The sequence below is a fragment of the Synechococcus sp. R55.2 genome (assembly GCF_047462075.1).
In the GTDB taxonomy this organism is placed as follows: domain Bacteria; phylum Cyanobacteriota; class Cyanobacteriia; order Thermostichales; family Thermostichaceae; genus Thermostichus.
Window position 1 is genome coordinate 1 of record NZ_JANSIH010000140.1, and the last position, 893, is coordinate 893.

The 893-nt window shown below is 52.4% G+C and carries 1 protein-coding gene; it reads right to left on the reverse strand.

Annotation, left to right across the window (positions count from 1 at the left end; translation table 11 throughout):
• Positions 1–536 precede the first annotated feature (536 nt).
• The coding region (locus tag NW838_RS05265; RefSeq protein ID WP_414427630.1) for a universal stress protein at positions 537–893 on the reverse strand (357 nt) is incomplete at its 5' end.

The following is an 893-nucleotide window of genomic DNA, read 5'->3' on the forward strand; positions in this document are numbered from 1 at the left end:
GAGCGGATTCGTTTTCAGAACGGAGAGTATCAACGAGGTTCTAGTGTCTTTCAGGAAGGGTTCCTAGTGGCAAAGCTCCAAGACCTAAAATTTAGCGACCTCAATAACGACGGGTTTCAGGATGTTGTTGCCATTGCAGCAAGCAATACAGGAGGATCCGCTAGTTGGATTAGCTTGTCAGGACTACTAGGTGGCCAAAAACTTGTGCCCTTGGAGCCTGTATTTCTAGGAGACAGAGTTGTAGTTAGTAACATTTCAATTGAGAAAGGCTCTCGAGGGAGTGCTCAGGTTTGCCTGGATATGCTGGTTCACGGGCCTAACGATGGCATGTGTTGCCCTACCAAGAAAGAGAGAAGATGTTTCGTGCTTTCTGAGAGGAGATGGATACCTCGTAAGTAAAGAAGCTACTGACTTCCTCGCAACTCCCAGCGAGCTAGAGTTTTCAACGTAAGTCAAACGTATTCATGCCCAGCGTAGTTTAGTGTTCCCTTGATTAGGGTCTCGCCCGGGATCCAAAGTTGGTCCTGGGGTAATCCCTACTTTGAGTCCTCCCCTCTTGACAAGCTAGAGAGGCTAGTCTGCCGCTCATCCCGAGGAAGCTCCACCAAAATGACAGGGATGGAGCTGGTTTCCAACACCGCCTGGGAGGTAGATCCCACCAAAACCTGCTCCCAGCCGCGGTGGCCCCGCTTGCCCATGACGATGTCGGTTACCTGCCGCTCCTGAGCTAGGGTTACGATGGTCTCTGCCAAGGGCCCCGAGGCCAAGCAAAACTGGTGGCGAATGTCCGCCAAAAGACGCTGGGTGAGTTGCCGCAACAGTTCTACCCCTTTCCCCTGCGGCTCATCGGTAACATGCAACACAATCACTTCCCCATCCACCCGCCGCGCCAA